The organism is Sinomicrobium weinanense, assembly GCF_018863395.1.
GTDB lineage: Bacteria > Bacteroidota > Bacteroidia > Flavobacteriales > Flavobacteriaceae > Sinomicrobium > Sinomicrobium weinanense.
The window spans coordinates 213,973-234,945 of the sequence record NZ_JAHKRR010000003.1 but is presented as its reverse complement, the minus strand read 5'-3'; the positions used below and the strand labels follow the sequence as shown (position 1 = coordinate 234,945).

Genomic DNA, 20,973 nt, shown 5'->3' with positions numbered 1-20,973 from the left:
TTTCTTAATTTCAATTTTGACAATTATTCCACAATTTGCCTTGAGGACTGCCGTGCGGCCAGCTGCCACCCGTTTTCTGACTTTATCCATACATTGGTGAACCTTCTCGGTATCCATTGATCCCGATCAGCGACCATGCCGGCCGGCTGCTGTAACTCCTTGCCCATGACTATGGCAATGTTCTCATTGAAAGTTACTTTCTCAATGATCCGCTCAACAGCGGGAAATTTATGCCCGCCCTTCATCAGTGCGATAATATCTTTCGGGGTCACAATTTTTCCATTGGGGTTGTTTACCACATAGTTTTCAGACCATATTTGTAACAGTGAAGCGGTATCGCCCTGATCCAACAGTTCAGTCCAGTGTTTTTCCAATCGCCTGATCTCTGCTTCGTCTTCGGACTGTCCAAAAGAAATTGTGGTAACGAAAATAAAACCGATCAGTAAGAAATAATGTGTTCTCATGATATTGCTTTTTTAGGTTTGTTCTTGAGTTGTACTATTCAGGTGAATTTTTATCTATAACACCATTGGTTATATAATACCGGTCTATTCAGCCTTTAAGGTAGCCGTAGCCGCAGGCAGCGTTCCGCTCCTTGCGGTGATGATTATTTCGCCCTTTTGATCTGTTGACTGTATGATGGCCAGGCATTTCCCCAGGTAAGCTTCCATCTTGTCTCCTTTTAACGGGGTATGGCTTTGCTGATCCCCGTTGCCTACTGCCGCGAGTTTACCCGCGCCTTCCACTTCAAATTCGATCATGTTGCCGGCAAAAGGCACCGGCACATCATTAGCGTCCACTACCTGCACGGTCACGTAGCTTAAATCCTGTTTGTCGGCTTTTATGGTTTTCCGGTCTGGTGATAACACGATTTTTGCCGGTTCTCCCGCGGTCTGAACGGCAAAGGAAACGGTCTTCCCTTCTTCCGTTTTTCCGATGGCTTCCAGCTTGCCGGGTTCATAAGGTACTTCCCAGAACAGGAAGGCTTCGTTCTTAAGGTCCCATTTCCGGCTTCCCAAAGACTTTCCGTTCAGTTTCAGTTCCACACCGGGCACATTGGTATATACATGGACAGCCAGTGTATCGCCCGTTTTGTCGTGGTTCCAGTGGGCCTCCACTTTGGGCCAGTTCCAGAACGAACTAACTTCTCTGTTCCTTGCCGATTCATCGGTTTGTACCGCAATATACACCATGGGTTCGTCATTCCATAATGCTTTTCTGAACCAATACCCGGGTTTGGGGAAGCCGCACATATCGATCACACCGCAATCCGCTCCCCTCCAGGGCCATTCGGGCCAGGTTTTCCAGAATTCGAACCCGGTACCGACATGGCCAATACCCGCCTCGCCTATATAGTCGAAACCAGTCCAAAGGAATTCGCCCGCCACATAATCCTCCAACTGGCCGTCGAGCCATTGTTGGTACGATCGCATTTGCCATGCCTTGTGGTCGTGGTAAGGGTACATCACCGTTTCGGAGCCATAAATCACCCGGTCGGGGTATTTTTCATGGTCTTCCTTGTAAAAAGCTTCCTGGTAGTTGTAACCTACGATGTCCAGCAATTCCAGGGCTCCAAAGTCATTGAAGTTTACGATTTCGTTACAGGCCAGGGTGAAGGGACGAGTGTTGTCGTGTATGCGCCCCGCATCGAGCAGCATGGGTATAATTTTCAGCGCATTGTCCTTGTTATACTGCTCCCTAAGCTCATTGCCTATGCTCCAGGCAATAACAGACGGATGATTACGATCACGCTTAATCCAGTTTTCTATATCCCTCTCATGCCATTCCTCAAAATGTGGTGCATATCCCGCAGGCGTTTTCCCGTCCATCCATTCGTCGAATATCTCATTGATCACCACAAACCCCAAGCTGTCGGCATAGGCAAGCAATTCGGGCGCGGGAGGGTTATGGCTCATCCTAAGGGCATTGCAACCCATTTCCTTCAAAATCTCCAACTGCCGCTTATGGGTATGGTCCAGTACGGCCGCGCCCAACGGTCCGCCATCGTGATGATTGTTCACCCCTTTTAGTTTTAAGTGTTTTCCATTAAGGGAAAAGCCTTTGTCCGGATCGAAATCGAAGGTCCTGATCCCGAAGGAGGTCGTGTAGCTATCCGTTAAGGTGCCATCCGACCGGACTTCCACCTCTAAACGATATAAATCAGGTTGTTCAACAGACCATAATGAAGGCTTAACGATCCGGATGTTCTGGTCGATTTTCAGCGGCTGACCGGCTTTGACTTCGATTTCCGACCCGGCCTTTCCGGCTTCTTTTCCTTCAATATCTATAAGCCTGGTGATGACCGTGCAGGGCCGGTCGGTGTCGTTCTCATTGCGCAGTTCTATGGAAATATCGATACTTGCTTCATCTTCACTGGCATCGACCGTGCGGGCAAAGACGCCCCATTGATCGATATGCAGCCTGTTTCTGGCAAGAAGCCAGACATGCCGGTAGATACCCGAACCGGTGTACCATCTTGAATTGGGCTGTTCGCTGGTATTTACTTTTACGGCAATGACATTCTCCTCACCCTCCGGATTCAGGTGAGGGGTCAGATCGTAATAAAAAGATGAATAACCATAAGGCCTGATCCCCAGGTACTGCCCGTTGATCCAGACCTCGCTGTTGCGATACACGCCATCGAACAGTATCCCGATCTTTTTATTTGAAAACCCGGGCGCTGTCCTGAAGGCTTTTCTGTACCAGCCGATACCACTGTACGTATAGCCACCACCTGCGCCAGTGGCGTAGGTCGAGTCAAAAGGATGTTCGATACTGAAATCGTGCGGTACATCCAGTATACGCCAGCCGGAATCGTCGAACCCGGGTTGTTCTGCGCCCTGGTGATCTTCCAGGGCAAATTTCCAGTCGAAATCGAAAGGGATCTTGGTATTATCATCGGGCTGTTCTTTGTTGCATGATGCAAGCACCACGAATAGAAGGAACAATGATGAAATTAATCGAATTCTTTTCACTTTATATTGAGCTTGTTTAAATTTGTTTAATTCGCTGAAAAATGACACTTTTCCGGTTCATATACTTCTTTTATTATTCCAGTTCCACTTTAAATACCGTCGCCAACTCGTTCATGTCGGAAGGACCGGGTGTTGTAAGCGTTAACAAATTATCCGTCACCGTCCACCTCAACTCCTTTCCGCTTCCCAGTACGGATACTTTTTTAATCCCGGATTCGATTGGAGTACGAATTACAAGATCCGAACCAGGTGCCGGAAGCCCTAATGAAAATACATACAGGTACTTTTTGTCTTTTGACACCGTAAACCGGATATCCTTTTCAGAGTAGGCAATCGTTGCGGACTGCCCCCCGAAATGCCCCTTTTCGAATTCGGCATCCCCGTAGCCATAGGTGGAATGTGCCCTGGTCCCGTAAACAGCCTCTTTGTGCTTATCGATCCATTTTCCGATAGCGGCCAGGACGCTCCTTTGTTCTGCGGGTATAGTTCCATTGGCCTTAGGAGAAATATTCAGTAACACGATACCTTTTTTACTCCAGACGTCGACCATATTCCTGATGACCAGGGCTGCCGGTTTGTAGGTTTGTCCATGGATATAAGACCAACTGTCGTTACTCAGGGTAATATCCGTGAGCCAGTAATCGTCGGAAATTTCGGTTTTCCCACCCTGTTCGATATCCAGTATTCCCACATTGGCCGGCAGGTCCTCCTGTTTATAAGCCACGATGGGAGCCTGTCCCCTTGAAACGGCTGTGTTAAAGTGGTGGGCGACCATTTTCTGACGATAGTTTTCCGGTATCTTATCCAGCCAGGAATCAAACCAGATGATGTCGGGAGCATACACATCGACTACTTCATTTACCTGGTTCAACCAGTACTCGTGGAATTCGTCTGCCGGAATGTTCCCGTACAGCATCCTGAGCTTCGGATCGATAGTGGAGGTGACATAATCCGGATGGTAAGGGTAGTGGCTGTTCCAGCCGGGGTCCGGCCTATTACCCGCCCAGTTGGAAGTATCCTTTGCATATCTCTGGAGAAGCCTGGCATGATGAAAGGTAGCGATCGTTTTCATGTCATTCTTTTTGAGTTCTGCAAACAACTCCCCGAGGATATCCTTTTTCGGCCCCATGTCTTTGGCATTCCAGGGGTTTACCTTGCTGTCCCACATGGCAAATCCGTCATGGTGCTGTGCGACAGGACCTGCAAACCTGGCCCCGGTTTTTTTAAACAGCGCGGCCCATTCCTTCGCATCGAAGTGCTCTGCGGTGAACATAGGTATAAAATCGTGATAATTGAATTCGGATAGCGGGCCGTATGTTTTCCGGTGATGTTCAAAAATGTCACCTCCCCAGTCTTCCCTGCCGGGAACATACATCCACCGGGGATACCATTCGGAACTATAAGCCGGTACACTGTAAACCCCCCAATGAAAATAGATCCCGAATTTGGCGTCTTTGAACCATTCGGGTTCTCTCTCGATATCAGACAAGGATTCCCACGTGGGTTCGAATTTTCCTTCAGCAACAGGCTCTTTGCCGTTTCGAACGGATGATTCCTGGGCTATCAGTAAATAACAGCACAGCATGCAGACAGACGATATTATATTTCTCATCATTTATTTATTTTAATGGCTTATAATCGAAATTCTTAAACTTTACACTTCCTTCTCCCACCACGTAATATACCGGGGACTGAGTATTGGCAAGGTAGATTAGCTGTGCAAACACATATTACTTTTCCGGTCTGATTATGATTGCAAAGCCACCACCATTAGCCATATTTATTACCGGTTTATCGGTACTTACTACTTTAATTATCTCGCGTTTATAGTCTGTGGGATCTTTATCTGCGTTAACCCCGTCTTTAAAAATCTCTGCCGAATAGGTTCCCTCTCCCAGGAAAGACAGGTCTACCGATATTTCTCTTGCCGACCAATTGGTTAAACCGCCTACAAACCATCTTTCATCCTTTCGCCTGGCCAGAGCAACATATTCGCCAACTTTTCCATCGAGAGCAACTGTTTCGTCAAAAGTGGTAGGGATCCTGGAAATAAAGGTAGTGCTTTCCTGTTCTTTCATATAGGCCGTAGGGCTATCTGCCATCATTTGCAACGGTGCTTCATAAATAATATACATCCCTAATTGGTGACACCTGGTCCCCTGACTCATCGGCATGGAATTGCTTGGACGAAAATCTGCTCTTGTCGCATTGCGCATTGCTCCCGGTGTATAATCCATAGGCCCCGCCAGCATTCTGATGAAGGGAATACAGGTCGCATAATACGGCATATCATCATTCGGCGTCCATTTCACGTTCTCCAGACCTTTGACCCCTTCAAAATTGACAACATTAGGGTAGGTTCGCTGAATACCGGTAGGTTTATAAATGCCGTGGAAATCGATCAGGAGTTTATAAGAGGCCGCCTTTTTGGAAATGTCATAAACAGATTTTACCATTTTCTGATCATCACGATCTAAAAAATCGATCTTAAAGCCCTTAACCCCCAATTTTGAATAGTGAGAAAAGGTATTATCCAAATCCCGATTTATGGCATACCAGGTGGCCCATAAGATAATCCCGACATTTTTCTGATTTGCATAGCTGATGATTTCTTCGATGTCCATACCCGGTGAAATTTCCAGCATATCGTTTTCTTCACTCCAGCCTTCGTCCAGCACCACATACTCGATATGGTTTTCAGCGGCAAAATCAATATAATACTTATAGGTTTCCGTATTGATTCCTGCCTTAAAGTCAACCTTCGATATACTCCAGTCATTCCACCAATCCCATGCTACTTTACCCGGTTTTATCCAGCTTACATCAGCAATTTGTGAAGGTGCTGAAAGTTTTTGGACCATGTCATTATTCAACAGGTCTTTATCGCTTTCACTTATTATTATTGCTCTCCATGGGAAATTGCGGTTACCGTTTGTTTTGGCCATATAAGGTTCCCGCTTCACCACCATGTAGTTCATATTGTTAAAGCCTCCCAGGCGTTCTTCCTTCGGATAATGGGCAAACACCCCCTTCAAGCCTTGCTGCGTTTGATCATTGCGTGTTAAGAACATACCGGGATAATCCTCAAGGTCAGCCTCTATGATAGCCGCCTTTTTCCCATTTTCCAGATCAACAAGGAGCGGGGAAATAGCCAGTGAATCTTTCACAAATTCGGAAAGGGCAATCTCTGCATAGTTGCATTCAAAAGCTGATGTATACATATCGTTTTCCCTCAGATCGCGTACGTAGGGAACAAAGGCCTTATAATCCTTGTTAAAGTTAAAATTGGCTTCTTCAGATTCAATAATGACCTGTCCCTTCTTACTAATAAAAAAGCGGTAGGCTACCCCGTCATTATAGGCTCTTAAAATCAAACCGAAACCACCTTTAAACTTTACTACGGCCTGGTTGTACTCGTCAATTACCGTTGCCTTTTTATAAACAGGTGTGGCAAAGGTGTTGCTGACTTTTGAATTTTTAACGCTGATAACTTTTACATTGTTTCCTAAAACCTCTCCGCTGCCAAGTGTCAATGAAATTGTGGAAGGAGCTATAACTTCCGTATTTTCATGTTTGACAGACCACAAAATTTTATCTCCGCTTTCCAAAGCCATGTTGATCTTCCCGTCGGGCGACTTTACATGGATGACCTGCGCCATACCAATACCGGTTGATAAAAACACGATAGAGACTACATATAAGAAAATTCTATTCATTTGATATATTGATTTTTAATACATGACAAAAAAATGACGCTATTCTGATTGGAGCGGGTAACACCAGGGCAAATTTCAAGTTACATGTTGCAGGTTGCAGGTTTGTTAAGCTATTACCCAAACATATAACCTGCAATATGTAACCTGTAACAAAAAAATAATACCTTCAACTCCAAAACTCTAAAACTCTACAACTGTAACACGATAATTTCAGTCAACAACTCCCGGCGTATAGACAAATTTGTCAAAGTCGGCATAGGCTTTGGAAGATCCTCCGCCCGAACTTGCAAACAGACCAAGGTATATTCCTGTAAATCCACCTGCCGTTTCGGAACTGATATAGCGTACATCCACTTTATCCAAAGTCTCGAAATCCTTGCCGTTAGTCGAATAGGCAAATGAATAATAATCTTTATCGCCGCGGACCTGCAGGTGGATATTTCCTTCAGGCACTGAAACCTCACGAGCAGTATGGGACAATGCTCCCAGGCGGTAACGCAGGCTCAAAACGCGTTTCCCCGACTCATCCTGAGTTACAAACAGGTCATAGTGCGATGTGTTATTCATAAACACGGTGATCCCTGATTCGTCTCCTTTTCGGGCATCAAAAAGTTCTATGGCAGCAGTGGCAGTAAAGTTGATATGCTCCTGCCTGCGTCCGACAAAAGTGGGCGAATCAAGATCGTCGAGCGATACTGGCGTTGCCTTTAAACGTAGGTGGCCTTTTCTCGCACTTAACGAATAATTTTCGCTTTTGGGGTTTCTCAAGTAACTCCATTCAAGCCCCAGTTCATCTTCGTTGAAATCGGAGCTGTACGATACCCGGGGAAACGGCTGCAACGGTAAAGTAGGAACATCCATGTTTAAATCGACCGTACCATTGCCATTAACAACCGGCCACGCATTCCTGTCCCATCTCACGGGAGCCAGGAAGGTTTCCCTGCCCAGCATGTGGTGCAACCCGGACTGTGGCCGAAAAGCGAGGAACACCATCCACCAGGAACCGTCGTTGGCCTGAACCAGGTCAGCATGTCCTGTGCCCTGGACCGGATGTGATTGGGTATTCGCGTTCATGTGCGTTAAAATGGGATTGGCAGGATTGGAATCATAGGGTCCGTCAATATGTTTACTGCGTGCAATGGTCACTTTGTGCCCATACTCTGTGCCTCCTTCCGAAATCAACAGATAATACCACCCGTCCTTTTTGTAAATGTGCGGGGCTTCCGGGTAGCGCCCCCCTGTCCCGTTCCAAATCGCTTTGCTCTCTGAAAGTTGTTCACCCGTCAATGGGTTAATTTCGCTCAAGTAGATACGGTTATCCGGATTGGTGGTGAGGTAACACTTATCACCCTCGAAATAGAGCGAAGGATCGATCCCCCCCTGCTTCAACCATACAGGGTCTGACCATTCGCCGGCCGGATCTGTTGTGTGCACAATGAAATTACCCCCGCCGGTTACATTTGTAGTGACCATGTAAAAAACCCCGTCATGATAACGGATGGTGGGCGCAAAAATACCTCCCGAAGCGCCACATTTCTCCAAATTCACTTGTGAAGGCCGGGTTAAACAGTGTCCTATTTTTTCCCAATTGACAAGGTCTTTGCTGTGAAAAACCGGGACTCCCGGGAAATACTCGAAAGTACTGGTTACCAGATAAAAACTATCGCCGGCTTTACAGATACTCGGATCGGGATGAAATCCGGGGATTACCGGATTTTTATAGGTGGTTTGACCTATGAGCAGGCTTACCTGTAAAAACAGTAAACAGGCAAGCCATGTAATTTTTTTACTTATCATGAGTTATTTTTAATTGAAATACGGGCAGGTTTTTATTATTCTATTGCCTCAAAAAGTTTATCGATGGTACGTTGGTCTTTTACGGAACCGTTGTTTCTATCCACCGCAACTCCCGTATCCCACCAAAAAGGGATCAAACCATTCGCCAGGGCCTTCCTTGTTACATACTCCACCCAATGATCTACCGCATTGTGGTGTGTCTCCAGGTCCTGGGGGATATGTTCACTTTCGTGACGTCGATAGGCACCATATTCGCCGAGGATTACCGGGATTCCTTTGTCGACGAATTTCGTTTTTGCCAAAGCCATAGATGCATCTACTTCATCTTCTTCCCCATAGGTGGCATTACGCTCGGGCTCTATTTCCGAATGATAACCTTCCCCCCAATAATAAGCCATATTACCCCAACTCTCATCTTTAGACAAAATGCAGAATTGGGAAGGGGTGTAGTAATGCACCTCGGCCATTAAACGTCCCTCTATCTCATCTGTGGGCATATCCATGAGCTCAGCACTCCTTTCGATATTCGTACCGGGCCCCTGGACCACAAGTACCCTATAACTGTTCTTACCACCTGTGGCACGAACAGTATTGATAAAAGTTTGGTGATAGGAGTGAAGTACCGCCATCTCTTCGGCATCATGGACTTCCGGCTCGTTGGCGCTTGCGAACATCAGGTGCTCATCAAAATCCCTCATCGTCGTGGCGATCTGTTCCCAGTAGGCCTTTTGCTTGGCATTTACCGAATCTTTCTTTTCGGGGGTGCAGTTTTTTTCCAGCCAGCCACCATCCCAGTGGATATTGAGCAGCACATACATCTCATTGTCTACACAGTATCCTACCACTTCTTTGACCCTGTTCATCCACTCTTGTCCTATTTTTGCCGTCGCCTGGTCTGAATACTGATCCCAGGCACAGGGAAGACGAATAGCGTTGAATCCCAGTTTTTTAACAGCCTCGACATATTCTTTTGTGATATTCGGGTTACCCCAGGCATTTTCACCGCCCGTGGCTTCCAGGGTATTGCCGATATTCCAGCCCAGTTTCATTTTGGCCGCCAGCTCCGCGGCATTGCTACTCATCCCTGTGGCATCGGGCGGCAGCGGAGAAATATTATAAGAAGGGTAGATCATCGAACCCTGTTCGGCCTCTTCACCTTCCGCTTCAAAATCGTCCTTATTCACGGAAACGTCAAGTACAGGGTCTATTTCTCCTTCTTTACTACTGCAAGAGGCAAGTGATATTATTCCAAAAAGTATAGCCAGAATCCCGGCCAGGTTTATTTTTTTCATTTCGGGTTGTTTTTGTTATCGATGTTTTTAGCACATGACAAAACCACATAATTAATTAAAAATCAATCGAATGGTTTTTTTTGAGATTTGTCCCCTCCCAACCTCCCCAAAGGGAAGGAGTTATAAGCTCCCCTCCTTGGGAGGGGCTGGGGGAGGACTTTTTTAGCCAGGCTGATCATGAAGAAGCACTCATAAGCCCTATTCTTGTTAAGCTGATGCATTTTTTGTCATGTACTAAATCGACGTTAGTATTCGTTTTTATGTTTTGTATAGGTTCTATTTCTGAGTGATCCCTTTCCAATCATCTGTCCTGAAAGGGACTGCTGGCAATCCTTCGGAATTTACCAGGTTGCATTCGGGGTTGTCGGCCCAGGCATAGCGTACCGCTTCCGGACTGACCACCTTATCGGAATAAACGACCACCTCATTTCCCTCGATCAGAGCTTTGGCCCAATGGAATTTCCGGTCATTTCCCGCAATGGCAAAACCTGTTACTTCCCTGCCGTCTTTTGCGGATAATCCCGAACCGGTACCGGTAAAGCTGATGCGGACCCGGTTTCCTTCTGTTTTAGCGCTTTTGTACACGGGACCGGATGCGATACGGTCGTTCCGTCCATATACCATTTTATCGGCGATCAGAGCCAGTCGCCGGCCTACTTCCTGCTTGTTTGGGGGGTGGATATTATCCGCTTCGCCTATGTCGATGATACAGGCCATTCCCGTATTCGGTTGTGACAACGTCAGCGTCTGGGCTTCCCTGAGCTCAGCCCAGTCACTTTCCGAAGGGGTATCTTTTCTTTTTTTGAAATTTGCCAGTTGTACATACAAAAAGGGGAGGTTGCCCTGGCCCCAGCGTTCCCGCCAGTCAGTAATCAGCATGGGGAAAAGCTTTCTGTAGTGATAGGCTTCCGGGGCATTTGCTTCTCCCTGGTACCATATAAATCCTTTGATGCCGTAAGGGATGACCGGGTTGATCATGGCGTTGAACAATACCGCGGGCCTGTAATGATAGTCCATGATCCTGGGAAGGGGAGGTTCAATATCCTTTTTGTACAGCCACTTTCCGGCTAAAGATATTTTTGAAGAACCGTCCGTGATATAGAGGCTGTCGGCCGGGGGATAGATGCCTCCGCCGTTCCAGATCATGGCCAGGCGGATGGAAACTACGTTCTCCCCTTCTTTAACGAGATGCGCCGGAATGGTATACTGATGGGTTGGATTTGAGTTCCAGACCGCCTTACAGATCTCCTCACCGTTGAAGTACAAAGAATAGTTAAACTCCGGATGTCCCACATTCACTACCAGGTCTTTGCCCTCAAAACGCTCCGGCAATAATACCTTTTTGCGCAGCCACATCACCCCTTCGTAGGGCCCGATCCCGAAATCTTTGATCAACCGGGGCATTTCTGTTTCGGTCCAGCCGGAGTCGTCGTATTCCGTCAAAGGTACTATCTTGTCTGCCTTATCCTGAGGATTCAATACGATATCCCAAAAGCGTAAGACATTCAGGCTGTCCTGTACAAAGTCATAGGGGTCCCTGAGCGTATCGTTGGCCAGCACGGCTCGCCTGGATATCGGGGAAGAAAGCAGCATTTCCCGGCTTGTCCAGGATTCTACGGGCGTCCCTCCCCAGGTACTCTGGACAATGCCTACGGGGACATTATGGTCCCGGTGTATCTTTCTCGCAAAAAAATAGGCAACAGCCGAAAACTCCTTTACATTGGCGCTGTCGCATACCTGCCATTTTCCGGAAGAAATATCCGTTTGCGGGATTAATTTCTTGTTATGTGCTACCGGAAGGAAACGTATATTGGAAAAATCGGCATTTGCAATTTCATTTTCTGCATCTGCGGACTGCTGCACCTGCCATTCCATATTGGATTGCCCGGAAGCCACCCATACATCCCCGATGAGGATACCGTTTAGTTCCAAACCTTCGGTTGGCTTTCCCTTTTCATAAATTTTAAGGGTATAGGGACCGCCTGCCTTGAACTTCGAAAACCGGACCATCCACTTGCCTTCGGTATCGGCTTTTGCAGTTGCACGCACGGTTCCCAATTCTGCTATTATGTGTGCTCCAGGGTCCGAATTTCCCCAAACCGGAATTTTTATGCCCCTTTGTAAAACCATATCATCCCCGAATACTTTGGGTATGGTGATTTGGGCGTAACATAGCCCCTGGCAAAAGAGGAACAATATGAAAAAACTTCCCGCTATTCTTGTTTTCATATTCAACATTGTTTTCAGGTTAATTTATTTTGATTGTGGCTCTAAATCCGTCATTCAGTTTGGCTAAAGTATTTATAACCTTATCCGGACAAGGGATGCTATGTGTCTGATAAGGGGTTTTATGTTTTATCCTGCCTTGTTTATAATGGTGAGCGGTGGTATGCCAAAAAACAACATACCACCATTCACGCTTCCCTATTAATTAACAATTAACTTCTTCGTTATGTTATGTTTACCGGAACGTATATTCACCAGGTAAATCCCTCTTTTCAAAGACTGATCGAATTCCAGTATTTCATCCCCTTCTGTAACTTCCTGGTACAACCATCTGCCCCGGTTATCATAAATACTGATGATTGCGGTTTGTAAAGGGGCGGGTAATACTATTGAAAATTTCCCTGCCCGGGCAGGATTCGGGTAAATAACAACTTCATCTTCGGTAATCTCATGTTCATCCGGTCTTTCAGACACATCGGAAGCAAATGATCCGGCAGCAGGGTCTCCGTATACGATACCACGACCGGCCGTACTCATATATACTCTTCCGAAGACATTCATATCTCCCTGCACAAATTGCCCGTTTCCCGGACCTCCGTATTGTTGCGCGTCCGTATTGATCCTGGTCCAGGATGCCCCCTGGTCTGTGGAGCGATAAACACCTTTTACATTGCTGATGGTACCCCAGATGTAAATGGCAGGATAATTTGCCCCGGGGGCAGCTACACCGAAACCAACGGCTCCGCAATTGCCGATGCCGCTTATGGTTGAAAATGATTGCCCGGAATCGGTTGAACGTGCCAGGCCGCCGTTATTCAATGCTATCCAGATATGGCCTTCCCTTCCGGGCGCCAGCCGGATGACTTTTGTGCCCCAGCTCGCAACTGAAGCAGACTGGGAAAATGAAGCCCCGCCGTTGGTGCTCACCATTACCGCTCCGTTTTCAGGGTTGTATGCATAAAATTTATCGGAATTGACCGGGTCGCCAACCGGCCGCGCTTCATTAAAATTTAAGCCGCTTACCGTGGACCAGGAAGCCCCGTTATTAGTGGACCGGTATGTAACAGAAGATTGCCTGGGGGAATGCAAAACGATATTGCCATTGGCGGATAAAGCCACCTGTCCCTGCGTCCCGTTCATATTGCTTTGGGTCCAGGTCGATCCCATATCGGTGGAATAATACATGGAATTTCCCACCCGAACCATTTTGCTTGTATTCTGAGCCGCTACTGCCAATCCCGTGGTGGTTCCCATTTGCGGATTATGAATGGGGGCGTATTGATCAATGTTTGTGTGCCTGAACCCGTCATAGTCGCCAATAACTGAGATCACAGGGCCATTGGGGATACTTTCCAAACTGAGTGGCACGGTTTCTTCAAGCCCCCGGACAGTAAACCGCCAGGTACCGCTGCTATTGATGTTGTCATTCACGAAAATACCGTTACCCGAAGTGACCCAGACTTTTTGCGTATTAAAAGGGTCGAATTCTATGGAACCCGCCCAATGGATGGAATGGCCGTTGATCCAGGTTACACCGTCAGGGTCCATGTTAAATCCCCGGTCTACCACATCAACCCAGCTCGATCCGCCGTTGGTGCTCAGGAATATCCGGTCGCCCCAGGCGCCATTCTGGTTCATATAGGTGTTGATGGTAGATGCTACAATCCTGCCGGGATTATTCGGATCAACACTTATTCCTCCGAATGCCCTGTTGAAACCCGAAGGTGTGATGTTGGTCCATGCACCTGAAGGAATATTGTATTTCCAGACCTGTCCGTTATCCATGGGTTCGGGTACTGCCGAGTGCCCGTGAGGCCCGGCTCCATTGCCATAGGTTATATACAGGTCTCCGTTACCTGCCAAAGCCGCCCGATGGGGCATATAGGTGGTGGTAGCCCCTGAAACTGCCGAAAAGGACTGGCCGCCATTATCGCTTCGGTACAGGTTTGTACTGCCGCTGCGCGAAACCCCGACAATGATCCGTTGCGTAACTCCCCCCGAAACACTACTGCCATCCAGAATCACAAAGCTTATCCCGTTTTCATTGGGAGTCGTGGTGACGTTGAGCGCGTTGAGCCTGCTCCATGTTGCACCGGCATCCGTACTCCTGAACAATCCGTTCCATCGCGTACCGCAGTACAGAATATTGCTGTTGTTGGGGTCAACTACAAGTTTCTCGCCGGTTTGTCGCCCCATACCGTTACCGTGAGCCTTAAATTGATCAGTGACATCTGTTACGGTAAACGTGTTGCCATAATCATTGGAGCGAAGGATGGCTGTTTTCCCGCCGTTGAAATATGAAATCCCTGCCAGCATATAAACCCTGTTGGGCGATTGGGGATCGATGGCCAGAGATTCAACGCCCAGAAACCCTACCTGGTCTTCCGATACCCAGTCCGTCAGAGGTATCCAGCTGTTCGTCGAAGCATTCCATCTGTAGGCGCCTCCTACATCGGTCCGCGCATAAACCAGGTTTTGCTGGGTCTTACTCGGTATAATGGCAGATACAAATCCGCCACCGCCGATAGCCACATTTTTCCAGTTGTAATCTGCTGTGGCCTGGGCCTTCACCTTATGGCCCTGGCACATAAGAATTGCGACAAATAAACAGAGAAAGGCAGGTATTTTATGCCAGAAACTGTTTTCTCCATAGTCATGATGGGGTTTTTTCATAATTTAAGTTTAAGGGGGTAATTAAATGGTGTAAATTTTTGGTGGCTTTGGTTGCAAAAAACATTTTGGGAAGAAGTTGTCTGAAAAGTAGCTTTACGTCACCCTGAACTTGTTTGACTTCGTCGAATCTTCGATTTCAGGGGCCCATTACGCATGATCGGACAATCGGGATGGGATGCTGAAACAAGTTCAGCATGACGGACTTTTTCAGACAACTTCTTTTACCTGTTACCTTCTCACTACTCTGATATTATCAATTGCAAAATTCATAGCGGCTGCGGGTTCACTGGAATCATTGATGGTGAAGATATTGATACCTCCGTTACCAGAGTCTCCCAGCAAGGCTTTTAAACTTTCTGCTGATTCGCCTGTGCCATCTTTTCCTCCATCGGGTTTATTACGGAATTGTGAAAAAGGGATAGTTACTGTGACCCAATTGCCGTTTGTGGTGAAGGGAGCGGCCTGATCATCCCCGAGTTTCCAGGGTTCATAGCGCGCCACGTAGTCAAAATTGAAATCTTTTAAAATGAATATAGACGTTCCGTTCCATTGTCCGGGTACATTGATCTCAAATTTAAAAGCATAATCGCCAACAGGATCGTCCAGCTTATCCTCCGGGACCCACTGGACTCCTTTGGTATTAATACTCCTTCCTCCTTCCCACCAACTGGAATTATCCGCGCTCAGGCCCTCATTGCTTAAAATTGCATAGTTGCCCCTGTTGCCCGGAAAGGTGGTGCTGTTATTGCTTATACCCGCCCCCCAGTCGAATGTATTTACATCATCGAAGTTACAAAGCATACCTGTTGTGGTATCATTGACATTGAAAGAAGTAGTATAGGCTCCTGTCCCTGTTTTTACCGTTACCGGCCCACTTTGATCGAGTGCCGGGGCCATAAACCCAATTGATGTACCATCATCCGATAATTCGTATTCCGAAATCGTCGCACCGGCAAAAGTCACCTCTTCAACGTAAAAGAAATTGCTTCCATAAATGAACACCGGGTCTCCCTCACCCGGGAGTTCGTATGATACCCGTGTGATCACGGGTGGGTCAATGGCAAAGTCAATCGGATACGTATAAGATCCTCCCGCGCTTACAACGGTTACTTTATTCAGTTCATCCAGGGGCACCGACTGGAACGGAACAGAAGGTATCTGAACCACTATATTTTCATCAGTCAAAAGGGTTTGGTTGATGCTTGCCCGGATGCCACCAAAAGTCACTTGGCCAACCTGGCTTAAGTTTTTTCCATGTATTACCACCCACTGCTCGGCAACCATTTCAGTGATCAATGTGTCGTTGGGAGCCGCTTCATAATTTCTAATACTCGTAATAAGCGGTGCCGGCATGGTATCTTCCTGCTCACAGGCAAACATCAGGGTCATGATTACTGCCGCACAAGCCAGCAGCAATCGATTCATATATTTAGTCTTTTCCATGATATACTTTCTTTATACGATTAGAATGAATAAGATACCGGTGGTTCCAACAGTTTAGGATTGGCTGTTATCTCGGATGACGGCAGCGGGAACCTAAATGTATTCACCGTGGCCGGGGTTATTTCCCCGTACGGGTCCCGGGGGGTTGCCGTCCCGTCTTCATAGTCAAAAGGCACACGTTGCTCGTTATTGAGAATATCGATGGCCTTTTGGGGATCGTAGTAGGAAAGCCTTACGAGGTCGTTCCAGAACTGGCCTTCGGCGGCGAGCTCAACCCTTCGTTCTTTCAGCAATATGTCCGCATCGATGGAGGCCACGGGATCGAGTCCGGCCCTTATGCGTACTTCGTTGAAGTAAAACAGTGCATCGCCATCTGATGTGGCGGCGTTATTGCCTAGGATAGCTTCGGCATACAGTAAATAAACATCGGCAAGCCTCAATAGAGAATTGTGCTCCGTAGAAGAGGTCAGGGTCATGGTCGGTGCATTGTTATCCACATTGGTACCGATAATATGTTTCTTTAAACCGGTATGGCTATCAAATGTAAAACCACCTCCCGCAGCATTTAACTCCGGGTAATAATCGCCTCTCAGCATAAAAGTGGCCTTGCGCCTTATGGAATCCTGTTCGGTGTACAAAGCATACATGTCAATAGTAGGCTCAATATTAAACCAGCCCGCCTGTCCGTTGGCCGATATTTCAGTGCCTCCGGGAGAATATACCTGTAGCATATTGCCCTCCAGCCAGCCGAGGCCCGGCGCCCATTGCAAGGCAAATAATGATTCCTGGTTGTCATTGTACCCGGTTTTGAAGAGGTTTGCATAATCGTCCAGCAGCATCAGCCCGCTGTTTTTACAGACATTGCCGGCATAAGATCTGGCCTTGTCCAGTAATGCCTGGTCGCGCTGGCCGGAGCCTTCAGAATTCAGTCCTGCCCATGTCAAATAGACTTTAGCTAACATCCCCTGGGCAGACCAGGTGGTCAGCCTCCCTTTCGTGTCGGAATCTGGGAGGTGGTTCTCGGCAAAAGTGAGGTCATTCACCGCAAACCGGTATACATCGTTAACTTTATTTCTGTAAACCAGGGGATTTCCGATAAGGCCGATGTTGTCCTCTATAATGGGAACATCTCCCCATAACAGGGCCAGGTTGTAATAGGCAAACCCGCGTATAAACCTCGCTTCGGCAATGGCGGCATTCCTGTCCTCTTCAGGAATGGAAGGCGGCGCTTTTTCCTGTATGGCATTAATGGTGATATTGCAATGGGCAATAACCTTGTACATGGACTTCCAGTTAGCTATCATGATCTCATTCAGCCCGGTTACGGAGAATGTATTCAGCTGAACCGCATCACCCCAATAACCTACGGCCATATTACCACTAAGCACATCGCCAACAGGCAAATAACAATTGTAATTCCAGTCGGCCCAGGGACCCCCACCGTATAAAGCTGCCGTTGCCAACCTCAGGTCTTCGGAGGTCTGATAGAAGTTTTCAGCACTGGTCTCCGACAAAGGAGCACGCTCAAGAAAATCCTCACCACAGGACACCAAAAGCCCTGTAGCCGCGATGAGGGAATACACTATGATATATTTGAATTTCATGGTTTTCTGTTTTTTATTTGTTAAGAGTAATGCTTGCACCAACCGAAAATACACGCGACTGGGGATAGAAACCATTGTCCACACCGGCGTTAAGCGGGTCCCAGGACCCGATCTCAGGGTCCATTCCTTTGTATTTGGTAATGATAAACGCATTGGTAACATTCGCATAAACCCGAAGGGAATTGATATGTATTTTTTGCGTGAGTTCTTTCGGAAAGGTATATCCCAGGGAAATATTTTTGCACCGGATAAAAGATCCGTCTTCGATAAATTTGTCCGAAGTCCTGTTATTATCGTTGGTATTATCATTTCTGATACCCACGATCCTGGTATCGGGATTGGTCACATAAACATTGTTAACGTCGCTGTCGGATCCGTCCGGATCTATCAGCGCAAGTTTAGCATAGTTGTTTAATGCTTTGAGGTAACCGAAACTGGTACCGGGATATTCTCCGTTGATACGCAACCGGTTAAATACCTTGTTTCCGTAATTGGCATTGAAAAATATATTCAGGTCGAAGTTCTTATAAGAAAATGTATTATTAAGCCCCACCTGGTATTTGGGGATCGGCGAACCCAGGTAGGTCTGATCGCGTTCGTCAATGATCCCGTCTTCGTTAAAATCCTTAAATATCAGATCGCCATACCAGATACTTCCTCCTTCCGGGCCGATATTGAGCTTCTCCCCGTTTCTTACAGGAATGGCATGGGTTTCGAAATCTTCTGCCTTTGCAAAGACGCCTTCTACCTGGTAGCCATAAAATTCACCTATGGACCTTCCTACGGTGGTTTTGCTATACTCCCCGTCTAATGAAGCCCCTTCGGTATTGAGTTTTTTGATCTTATTGATATTATGGGATACGGTGAGGTCTGTTGTCCATGAAAAATCTTCCCCGGTAAAATTTTTAGAACTTATCCTGAAGTCAAACCCCTTGTTATTAATCTGACCTACGTTTATATAAGGGGAAGCTATGGAACCGGGGGAATAGCTGGTAGCTGTCCCGGAGTACATTGGCAACGGAATTTGCATCAAAAGGCCATCGGTGTCCCTGTTGTAAAAATCTACCGAGAAGTTAAGGCGCCAGTTAAAGAATGTTCCGTCAAGGCCTATATTGGTGTACTTTGTCTTTTCCCATTCTACATAGGGGTTTGCCATATTGCTGGTAATCTGGGATATTCCGGAAAGGCCTGTGGTTACCGTAGCCAGTGTAGAGGTATAGGCATAGTCCCTTATATTCTGATTGTTGGTAAGCCCGTAACCGGCCCGTAGTTTTAATTCATTGATCTTCTCCACATTTTTCAGGAAGGCCTCGTTATTCATTTTCCAGGCCAGGGCCCACGAATAGGTAGTTACCCACCGGTTTCCCGAAGCGAACTTTGAAGAACCGTCTACCCGGACGTTGCTAGTCAACAAATATTTGTCGTCCATTCCGAAATTTATCCGCCCGAAATACGATTCCAGTGCGCTGTGGGTCTTGCCCCCTGAATTGGTAGCTGTATTAGGGTCGCCGCCGCTGATGACCTGTACGTTATTGGAAGGGAAGTTGGTACGCCCCGCAGCCAGGTTCTCGGATTTGTTCAACTGTGCTTCGTGCCCTGCCATGATGTTCATATTGTACCTGTCGACGAACAGGCGGGAAAAGGTGAGATAATTTCGTATCGTTGAATTATAGCTTTGTACAAAATTGTAGGCCCCTTCATTGATGATCCTTTCCACAAGCCCCATTTCGTAGCTTGGAAAAAAACTGTCCCGCGTAGCCATGGAAAAGCTCCCTGTTATCTCATTTCTCAGTACCAGGCCTTTTGTAAATGTGATCTCAGCGTAAGCATTGCCGAAAATTTGTTTCCGCCTTGCGCGATCTTTATTGATAAGGGCTATGGCATACGGGTTTACCGTATTGTTCACCCAGCCGTTCGGGTTATAAGCGCCGCCCCAGCTACCGTCAGCATTTCTCACGGGAATATCGGGTGTTTGGCTGAGTGCCGTTTGAATCACATTTGAACTGGTGGAGTTGACATTTTCCTTGATGTTTGCCAATTGAAGGCTTGTTCCTATTTTTAACCAATCGGTTGTCTGGTTGTCCAGGTTAAGCCGTACCGAGATCCTTTTGAAATCAGATCCCAGGGCAATGCCCTCCTGCTCGAAATAGGAACCGGAAAGCAGGTATTGCGTTCTTTTATCGCCTCCTTTGACCGTAATGGTGTGATTGCTGACAGGCGCGTTTCTGAACAGTTCATCCTGCCAGTCTGTTCCCTTACCCAGATATTCGGGATTGACAAACTCCGGTCTTTCATCGAAGCCCCAGCCCAGTCCCGTATTTCGTTCATTGATGAAAGTGGCATATTCCTGCAAATTCATAAGGGGCAGCCTGTTGGGCAGTTGCTGAAAGCCCGTATAAAATTCATAATTAATACTGGGCGGGGCATCTTTTCCTCTTTTTGTAGTGATCACGATAACTCCGTTAGTGGCCTGCGAACCATAAATAGCCGTAGCGGATGCATCTTTTAAAACATCGATGGACTCGATCTCGGACGGGTTTATCCCGGCCAGGGGATTGGTACCGGAACCGAGAGTGGCCGTGTTGCTTATAATAACACCGTCTATGACGTACAGGGGATCGGATGACCCGAACGAAGATAAGCCCCTGACCTGGACAGATACCGCTCCGCCCGGCTGCCCCGAAACCTGTTGTATCACAAGCCCGGGAACTTTCCCTTGCAGAGCCTGGTCCATAGTAACAGGACTGGTTTTCCGGAGGTCCTCACCGGTTATCGACGAAATAGAGCCTGTAATGTCCTTTCGTTTTGTGGTTCCGTACCCGATGACTACCACTTCATCCAGGGCGGTCATGTCGGTATTCAGGGCAACATTGATCACCGATTTCTGCCCGACGACAACTTCTTTTGAGACAAAGCCTATGGAACTGAATACCAGGACAGCTTCGGGAGAGGGAACTTCTATGGAATAGTTCCCGTCAAAGTCGGTAACAGTTCCCTTGTTGGTTCCTTTAACAACGACATTAACCCCCGGCAGCAGTTCCTTATCCTCACCTGAGGTTACTACTCCGGATACCGGGATGGCCTGTCCCAGAACAGGCATTATCCACAGATTCATCAGCAACGGGACAAGAGAGTGCCTCAGCCTCTTACCTGGCCATTTAATACGCGTACACGTCTTCATACAATAAATAGTTTTGGTTTGGTTTTTAATAGTGACCTTTTTAGTGGTCGTTCAAAGTTGTGAAAG

Annotated in this window: 11 protein-coding genes; all 11 read right to left on the bottom strand. The window is 47.2% G+C overall.

The features are described from left to right. Window positions 1-23: 23 nt before the first annotated feature. The 11 genes from KN811_RS10640 to KN811_RS10590 all read right to left on the bottom strand — a co-directional run bounded on the left by KN811_RS10640 (window position 24) and on the right by KN811_RS10590 (window position 20,907). Window positions 24-464, bottom strand: coding sequence for a nuclear transport factor 2 family protein (locus tag KN811_RS10640; protein WP_187965763.1), 441 nt, complete (start codon window positions 462-464; stop codon window positions 24-26). Window positions 465-548: 84 nt separating this feature from the next. Further along, on the bottom strand, window positions 549-2,975 hold the full coding sequence (locus KN811_RS10635) for a glycoside hydrolase family 2 TIM barrel-domain containing protein (protein WP_187965764.1): 2,427 nt from the start codon (window positions 2,973-2,975) through the stop codon (window positions 549-551). Window positions 2,976-3,048: 73 nt separating this feature from the next. Further along, a complete protein-coding gene (locus KN811_RS10630) occupies window positions 3,049-4,590 on the bottom strand; it encodes an alpha-L-fucosidase (RefSeq protein WP_187965765.1) in 1,542 nt (513 codons plus the stop codon). 115 nt (window positions 4,591-4,705) lie between these two features. After that, window positions 4,706-6,691 carry a retaining alpha-galactosidase gene (locus KN811_RS10625; protein WP_187965766.1) on the bottom strand — a complete coding sequence of 662 codons (1,986 nt, stop codon included), beginning with the start codon at window positions 6,689-6,691 and terminating at the stop codon, window positions 4,706-4,708. A gap of 210 nt (window positions 6,692-6,901) precedes the next feature. Further along, window positions 6,902-8,488 carry a glycoside hydrolase family 43 protein gene (locus tag KN811_RS10620; protein ID WP_187965767.1) on the bottom strand — a complete coding sequence of 529 codons (1,587 nt, stop codon included), beginning with the start codon at window positions 8,486-8,488 and terminating at the stop codon, window positions 6,902-6,904. Window positions 8,489-8,523: 35 nt separating this feature from the next. After that, window positions 8,524-9,780 carry a glycoside hydrolase family 5 protein gene (locus tag KN811_RS10615; protein WP_187965768.1) on the bottom strand — a complete coding sequence of 419 codons (1,257 nt, stop codon included), beginning with the start codon at window positions 9,778-9,780 and terminating at the stop codon, window positions 8,524-8,526. 276 nt (window positions 9,781-10,056) lie between these two features. Continuing rightward, window positions 10,057-12,009, bottom strand: coding sequence for a sialate O-acetylesterase (locus KN811_RS10610; RefSeq protein ID WP_187965769.1), 1,953 nt, complete (start codon window positions 12,007-12,009; stop codon window positions 10,057-10,059). 198 nt (window positions 12,010-12,207) lie between these two features. Continuing rightward, a complete protein-coding gene (locus KN811_RS10605) occupies window positions 12,208-14,679 on the bottom strand; it encodes a T9SS type A sorting domain-containing protein (RefSeq protein WP_187965770.1) in 2,472 nt (823 codons plus the stop codon). A gap of 228 nt (window positions 14,680-14,907) precedes the next feature. Then, complete coding sequence (locus KN811_RS10600; protein WP_187965771.1) at window positions 14,908-16,122, bottom strand: glycan-binding surface protein; 1,215 nt, start codon at window positions 16,120-16,122, stop codon at window positions 14,908-14,910. Window positions 16,123-16,142: 20 nt separating this feature from the next. Further along, window positions 16,143-17,726 carry a RagB/SusD family nutrient uptake outer membrane protein gene (locus KN811_RS10595; RefSeq protein WP_187965772.1) on the bottom strand — a complete coding sequence of 528 codons (1,584 nt, stop codon included), beginning with the start codon at window positions 17,724-17,726 and terminating at the stop codon, window positions 16,143-16,145. 13 nt (window positions 17,727-17,739) lie between these two features. After that, window positions 17,740-20,907, bottom strand: coding sequence for a SusC/RagA family TonB-linked outer membrane protein (locus KN811_RS10590; RefSeq protein ID WP_216334817.1), 3,168 nt, complete (start codon window positions 20,905-20,907; stop codon window positions 17,740-17,742). Between the last annotated feature and the right edge of the window lie 66 nt (window positions 20,908-20,973).